Annotated in this window: 9 protein-coding genes and 1 tRNA gene; 4 read left to right on the top strand and 6 right to left on the bottom strand. The window is 67.8% G+C overall.

The features are described from left to right. Positions 1-61 precede the first annotated feature (61 nt). Genes NUV38_RS14665 through NUV38_RS14655 form a run of 3 tightly spaced genes read left to right on the top strand, consistent with a single transcriptional unit; the run spans position 62 to position 1,385 of the window. On the top strand, positions 62-217 hold the full coding sequence (locus NUV38_RS14665) for a hypothetical protein (RefSeq protein WP_257729832.1): 156 nt from the start codon (positions 62-64) through the stop codon (positions 215-217). Continuing rightward, entirely contained in the window at positions 214-1,068 is an 855-nt protein-coding gene (locus NUV38_RS14660; protein WP_257729831.1) for a hypothetical protein, read from the top strand. The genes NUV38_RS14665 and NUV38_RS14660 overlap by 4 nt, the downstream gene beginning before the upstream one ends. Before the next feature lie 44 nt (positions 1,069-1,112). Next, positions 1,113-1,385, top strand: coding sequence for a DUF4333 domain-containing protein (locus tag NUV38_RS14655; protein WP_257729830.1), 273 nt, complete (start codon positions 1,113-1,115; stop codon positions 1,383-1,385). Between the two features lie 151 nt (positions 1,386-1,536). Here the strand turns inward: NUV38_RS14655 and NUV38_RS14650 are convergent, their stop codons facing one another. The 6 genes from NUV38_RS14650 to NUV38_RS14625 all read right to left on the bottom strand — a co-directional run bounded on the left by NUV38_RS14650 (position 1,537) and on the right by NUV38_RS14625 (position 5,332). After that, entirely contained in the window at positions 1,537-1,689 is a 153-nt protein-coding gene (locus tag NUV38_RS14650) for a hypothetical protein (protein ID WP_156364707.1), read from the bottom strand. A 40-nt stretch (positions 1,690-1,729) separates the two neighbouring features. Then, the gene (locus tag NUV38_RS14645) at positions 1,730-2,539 is read right to left on the bottom strand and encodes a hypothetical protein (protein WP_257729829.1); all 810 of its coding nucleotides are present in this window, start codon (positions 2,537-2,539) and stop codon (positions 1,730-1,732) included. Positions 2,540-2,693: 154 nt separating this feature from the next. After that, positions 2,694-3,170, bottom strand: a complete 477-nt coding sequence (locus NUV38_RS14640) for a hypothetical protein (protein ID WP_257729828.1) — start codon at positions 3,168-3,170, stop codon at positions 2,694-2,696. Positions 3,171-3,329: 159 nt separating this feature from the next. After that, positions 3,330-3,405, bottom strand: a tRNA-Lys gene (locus NUV38_RS14635). Between the two features lie 42 nt (positions 3,406-3,447). Next, positions 3,448-5,109 (bottom strand): NAD(P)/FAD-dependent oxidoreductase, encoded by a 1,662-nt coding sequence (locus tag NUV38_RS14630; RefSeq protein ID WP_257729827.1) that lies wholly within the window; start codon positions 5,107-5,109, stop codon positions 3,448-3,450. Between the two features lie 37 nt (positions 5,110-5,146). Beyond that, a complete protein-coding gene (locus NUV38_RS14625) occupies positions 5,147-5,332 on the bottom strand; it encodes a hypothetical protein (protein WP_257729826.1) in 186 nt (61 codons plus the stop codon). A 92-nt stretch (positions 5,333-5,424) separates the two neighbouring features. On the opposite strand from NUV38_RS14625, the gene NUV38_RS14620 reads away from it, so the two are divergent. Beyond that, complete coding sequence (locus tag NUV38_RS14620; RefSeq protein ID WP_257729825.1) at positions 5,425-6,753, top strand: Nramp family divalent metal transporter; 1,329 nt, start codon at positions 5,425-5,427, stop codon at positions 6,751-6,753. Positions 6,754-6,762: the final 9 nt, after the last annotated feature.

Here is a 6,762-nt window from a genome sequence, read left to right as displayed (position 1 = left end):
CCCCCCCCCCCCCCCCCCCCCCCCCCCCCCCCCCCCCCCCCCCCCCCCCCCCCCCACGTCGGTGCTCAAGTCCGGTGCGTTCTGCGACGCACCCGCCGACCAACGCTTCCCCAACCGGATCTGCGCCAGCCACGACATCAAGGTGTTCCTCGCCGCCCGCGACCAGATCCCGGACTGCCAAGTAATGAGCCGCGCGTCGCCTACCGTGGACCAGTGACTCGAAGCGACGCGGACGATCCAAAACGTCCAGAGGCTGACGACGAGCAACCGAACCGGAAGTTCGACCGGCAGAACCTCCCGGCGGTCTTCACGGACGATGTGTTTCTCGGCATGACCGTCCGCGACATCGGCTGGGTCAGAGAGCAACTACGTAACGACCCGGAGCGCTTCGAGCAATTCGATAGGGCATACCGGGAGTTCTCAGAGCGCACCGCGGCGCGGATCTCCAAGACGATGCGAACCACGCAGGTGGCCGACGAAAGCACTCGACGGGCCGCCGAACGCATCACAAAGGATCTGGCCGGTCGGTGGCAGATCCTCGACTCAGAAACGCTGCGACGCCTCCAGGCCATATCTGAACAAGCTCTCGAGGGCCAGCTCCAAGAACGGAGCGAGCTCAGAGCCCGGTTTGGCACTATCTCAGCGGCCACCCGTCGTGCGCTCGAAGCATCACAGACCGGCGGGCCATCGGGGCCGCCTCCTCCCTCGAAGCCCCCGACGCCACCCGGTGGCGGATCGGGTGCAGAAGATGACGATGCCCCAGATCCGACCTTTGCTGATGCAGTCCAAGCCGTAGAGACCGCCTTCGGACCTATGGCGGAACTTATGGCCGACATGGTGGATCTTGGCGAGGGTCAGCTCGCCATCCTCACGGCACAATCCGAAGCAAACCGCATCGAGTCCGAGTTCGGCCTCTTCATCTCATGTGTCTTCGTTGCCACCCTCGTGGTGACCATTCACGACAAACGCACGGCCGGTGAGCAGTGGCTGCTCGCCGCCGCGGCTGCACTCGCGACGGTCGGTCTTTGGTGGATGTACCGCTGCATTCGGAAGCATCGCAGATCCTAGATAACCATCCTGACGACGCCGCTCTCGCGACTACCATCGCGGGCATGAAACGTCTGCTCGGCATGGTCCTCGCCGCGCTGCTTCTCGCGGCCTGCAGCACACCGGTCGAGACATCGGACGTCGAGTCGAAGATTGAGACGAGCCTTGCAGAGAAGGGCTTCACCGCGACGGTGGACTGTCCCGAGGGCATGAAGTCCAGGCAGGGCACGACCAGCGACTGCATCGCAACCTTCGACGACGACACCATAGGTCGAGTTGAAGTGCGCTGGCAAAACGACGAGGGCGACCTCGTCTGGCAGGTACAACCAGTGCAGTAGCGCACGGTGCGGGGGAGGCCATGCCCACCTCCGGCACCAGGCAGGACCGCGGCTACGGACCCGAGCACGAGGCTGAGCGCGCACGCTGGGCGCCTGTCGTGGCCCGCGGTGAGGCCACCTGCCATGCCTCGCGCTGCGTGATGGCGGAACGTTACGCCAGACGGACGCGGCGACGCTTACGGCGCGCGACATCCTCGCGCTTGATTGCCTTGCGGTTCTCGTCACGCACCGCGGCGAAGTACTTCTCAGGATCGGCGAGCATTTCGTCAACTCGGTGCTCCCGCAGCTTCCCTCGGATCGCCATCGTTCGCCCTCCTCGGCACTTGCTTTCATCGTCCACTCTCTCACCCGCGCAGCGTGTAAGCCACGCCCAACAGGCGACCAACCAGCGTCAGCATCGCCACATCGTCTTCGTCGATGTCAGCTGAGTCTGTGGAGTCGACCGACAACATCCCTGCCGGTTGTCCATGTATCGCACATGACACCGACAAAAACGCCACGTACTTGGCGGCCTTGCCGGTCGACCAGCCAGTCGGCGGCGTCGCTCCCACGTCGGGATTGAACAGGTACTCGCGCTCTCTGACCATGTGAAGAGCGTCGTCACCGATAGCGGAGCCCGCGAGGAAGTTGTACGTGCTCTTCTCTCGCCCCACCGTCTTCACGGCATACAGCCCCTCACCGTCATGCCCTTCCTCGCGGTATTCGTAGAAGGTCGCACGCATCCGCCCTTCGCCCGGGCCAGTCAGCTCGATCGCGGCGCCAAGAAGCATCGCGACCACTCCCTGGTAGTCGGCGTCGCGCTGCCGACCCTTCCGCGACTTCGCCATGTTCCCGAGCTCATCGACGCAGGCATCCAGCGCCGCCCCGAAATCCGTGCGCATCTTGGCGCGGAACTCGCGGAGGGTACCTGCTTGTCCGCGGTCCCGAAGCACCTGAATGCCTACTAGCACGATTGCGTTGAACGTTGCCCCGGCGAATAGTGCGTAGTCCCAACCTGACCAGTTGCCGGCTTCGAATTCGCGCGCGGCGAACATGCTCGAGACAACGCCACCCGCGACGAGCGCCAGGACGAGCGGCCAGTAGACCAGCCCTCTGATCTGTGCGACCCGGGACGCGAGCCAATAGCTGGCGCGCGTCACCTTCCCAGCAGCCATCGGAGCATCATGTCAGGCTCCACGGGTCGCGACCCGCGCGCGGCCTGCACGTGGTGCATCCGCACCGCCACCGCAACCGGACGCCCCAATTGATGTTGCTAGCGTTGCTGCCAGCCTTGCCAAGTCCAGGTACCGCACGCGGTACCAGAACTTGTCACTTCACCCACTCGGCGATGTCGCCCTCAAGGTGTCCCCGGAATGCCTCCGTGTCCACGATCGGAACGAACCCCACGACGCGGCCAGAGCGTAGGTGCCCGGCACGTGCCTCGTCCGCGCCGGAGTCCCGGTGCAGGTTAACGACCTGAGCGCCCTCTAGGGCAGGTGAGTAGGTCGGCGACAACACGAACATCAGCGGGCCATCTTCACGCAAGAGCGCCGCGTTGGATCGAGAGAACAGCACTGCGCGAGCGTCATCCCAGGTGTCGAACGGTTGGTCAAGGATGGGCGTCTCGTCGCTCATTTGGCCCGAATAATAGGCGCCATCCCACGCCAGCACCACGCCATGTGTGTCGCAGACGACTATCGCGTAGCCATCGTCGGTCAGTCGGAGGATGCCGATGCTGTGCTCGAAAGCGACCTCGGTTCCCAGGCGGTCAGACAGATCCCTCATCTCGCGCAGGCTGATTCTCATGCGCAGACGGTACGCCGATGCGGGTGCACGCTCCGCAGCTCCCTTGGAGCGGACGCGACTGTCCATGTGTGAACGTTTGTGGGAACCCGGCTCCACATCGGCCGAAATGAAGAAACCCGGTGATGCCAGTCAATGCCTGGAATCACCGGGATTCTTGGGTGGTACACCCCCTCGGACTCGAACCGAGAACCCATTGATTAAGAGTCAATTGCTCTGCCAATTGAGCTAGAGGTGCGCGCGAGGAAGTACATTACCAGCCGCCTGCGGCGCGACGAAATCAGGGGCGACGGCCCAGCATCTCGAGCAGCGCATGGGCGGCGTTGTGGCCTCCGATGCCGCTGACCGCACCACCTCGTCGGGCGCCGCTGCCGCACAGCAGCACCCGGTCGTGCGCCGTCGCCACGCCCCACCGCTGCGCCGGGGAGTCCGCCGGCTCGTCGTCCTCGAGCCACGGCCAGGCGAGGTCGCCGTGGAAGATGTGCCCGCCCGGCATCGCGAGCGCGGCTTCGACGTCGGCCGGGGTCTTCACCTCGACGCCGAGGACCAGCGGCTCCAGCGGCTCGGCCAGGTGGGCGTCGATCGCGGTCAGGAACCGGCGGTACTCGCGCTCGGCCGCGCCGTCGTCGAGCAGGTTCTCGTAGGGCGTGTGCAGCCCGAAGTAGGTGAGCGTCTGGGCCTCGGACGCGGCGAGCTCGGGACCGAGGATCGAACGGTCGGTGAGCGTGTGGCAGTAGAGCTCGCCGGACGCGAACGGCTGCTCGCCGTGCGCCGCAGCGGTGTGCAGCGCCTCCACCTGGCTCATCGCCTCGTCGACGTGGAACGTCCCTGCGAAGGCGACTGCGGGGTCGTCGCCGGAGCGCAGGCGGGGGAGCCGGGACACGAGCAGGTTGATCTTGAGCTGGGACCCGCTCGGTCGGGTCACGCCGGCCTGGTCGCCGGGCCACATCGCTGCGTCCAACGCGTAGGGGGCGATGCCGCTGACCGCGTAGGCCGCATCGACCTGCAGGTGACCGTCGCCCTCGAGGGCGTCGACGACGACACCGGCCTCCTCGCCGGGATCGCCGCAGTCACACGCTTCGCGCTCCTCGATCTGCTCGACCCCGGTCACCTCGACGCCCGTGAGGATCCGTACCCCGGCCTCGCGGGCCACCCGCTCGAGCTCTCCCGTCACGGCACCCATGCCGCCGACGGGGACGCGCCACTCGCCCGTCCCGTTGCCCACCAGGTGATAGAGGAAGCAGCGGTTCTGCGCGAGCGACGGGTCGTGCAGCGACGCGAACGTACCGATGAGCCCGTCGGTGCCGACGACGCCGCGCACGAGGTCGTCGTCGAAGCGCCGCTCGAGTGCGACCCCGAGCGGCCGCTCGACGACGTCGGTCCAGACCTGCTGGTCGACGACCGGACCGAGGTCGGCGCGCCGGGGGAGGGGCCGCAGGAAGGTCGGGGCCACGGCGTCGGCCAGCATCGCCACCTCGCCGTAGAACACCTTCCACGCCTCGAAGGCGTCGTCGGAGCCGGTCAGCCCGCGGAACGAGGCGCGCGTGGCGTCGCCCTCGCCGGTCTCGACCAGCAGGCCATGGGCCTCGCCGTCGCGCTCGTACGGCGTGTACGAGGCGGTGTCGCGCGAGCGCAGCTCCAGCCGCAGGCCCAGGTCGTCGACGAGCGCCTGCGGCATGAGGCTGACGAGGTAGGAGTACCGCGACAGGCGGGCGTCGTGCTCGGGGAACGTCTGCGCGCTGACCGCCGCGCCGCCCACGTGGTCGAGCCGCTCGAGCAGCACCACGTCGAGTCCGGCACGGGCCAGGTACGTTGCCGCGACGAGGGCGTTGTGCCCGCCGCCGACGATCGCGACCTCAGCGGTGACCTGGCGCTGGGCCTTCCCGTCGCCAGTCGTCGCGTACCAACCGCTGCCTGGTCGGCCGAACCATCTGCTCACCATGCACCAAGCCTGCCAGTCCGGTGGACCCCTGGGCAGGTCAGCGGTGCGGGAAGCCCTTGCCCTGGTCGATCTGCCGTCGCACCTCGCGCAGGGCCCGTGCGACCTCGGGGTCGGTCTCCTCGTGCCGCCGCGACCGTCCGAGCAGGTCGGTCTGGTGCTGCAGCACGATCCAGACGACCACGAGCGCCGCCACGACCACGCCGGTCAGGATCCACCACCACATGCTGCGACCGTCCGGGAGTGCCGCCCGGAGTGGAACCGTTGCGCGGGCCGACCGGACTGGCGGGCAACGCACCGGGTTCCTAGGGTGTCCGGATGACCTCGGGGGAGAACACCGAACAGCCCACTCCTGGCCAGCCGACTCCTGACCAGCCCGCCTCGGACGGGTCCGGCAGGACCGGGCTCGAGCCGGCGGCGCGCTGGAAGCTGATCGGGCCGGGCCTCGTCGTGGCCGGCACCGGCGTGGGCGCGGGCGACCTCGTGGCCACGCTCTCGGCCGGGGCGAAGTTCGGCTACGCGCTTCTGTGGGCCGTCGTGCTCGGCACGGTCTTCAAGATCGCGCTCGTGGAGGGGGCCGGCCGCTACGTGCTGGCCTCGGGCCGCACGATCTTCCAGGGCTGGCGCTCGCTCGGCCGCTGGACGGGCTGGTACTTCGGGCCGTACATCGTCATCTGGGGCCTCGTGTACGGCGCGACCGCCATGTCGTCGTCGGCGCTGCCTCTCGTGGCGCTGTTCCCGAACGGGCCGGACCTCAAGGTCTGGGCGATCGGCATGGGTCTCGTCGGCTTCGCGATCGTGTGGCTCGGTCGCTACGGCTTCGTCGAGAAGATCGTCGCGCTGTTCGTCGGCATCATGTTCCTGACCGTGGTCGGCGCAGCGATCCTGGCCACGCCGAACCTGCCCGACATGCTCCCCGGCCTGGTCCCCACGATCCCCGACGGCGCCCTCGTGAACACCCTGGCCGTCGCCGGCGGCGTCGGCGGCACGATCACGCTCGCCGCCTACGGCTACTGGCTGCGCGAGAAGGGCTGGGCGTCGCCCGGCTGGATGCGCGTCATGCGGCTCGACAACGGCGTGGCCTACGCCGTGACCGGAGTGTTCGTCGTGGCCATGCTCATCGTGGGTGCCGAGCTGCTCTACAGCGCCAACATCGCCCTCGCCACGGGCGACAAGGCCCTGGTGGACCTCTCCGACGTGCTCGACGAGCGGTACGGGGAGGTGTTCGGCAAGGTCTTCCTGCTCGGCTTCTGGGCGTCGTCGTTCTCTTCGCTCATCGGGGTGTGGAACGGCGTGAGCCTCATGTTCGCCGACTACCTCGGCACGTCGCGTGGGCTCGCCAAGGACGACCCGCGGATGCTCTCGGGCGGCTCGTACTACAAGGCCTACGTCCTGTGGCTCACGTTCCCGCCCATGGCGCTGCTGTTCCTCAACGAGCCGGTCGGGATCATCCTGGCGTACGGCGTGCTGGGCGCGATCTTCATGCCGTTCCTCGCCATCACGCTGCTCGGGCTGCTGAACTCCGACCGCACGCCCCGGGAGTGGCGCAACGGCGTCACCACCAACGTGGCGCTGGGCGCCTGCGCCCTGCTGTTCCTGGCCGTGGGCGCGAACGAGCTCTACAAGGCCGTCACCGGGGTGTTCTGAGCGGTCGAC

Origin of the sequence: Aeromicrobium sp. 50.2.37, from assembly GCF_024655735.1 — a bacterium.
Classification (GTDB): Bacteria; Actinomycetota; Actinomycetes; order Propionibacteriales; family Nocardioidaceae; genus Aeromicrobium.
Note: the sequence above shows the minus strand (reverse complement) of the source record. Positions and strands in the feature narration are given on the sequence as shown.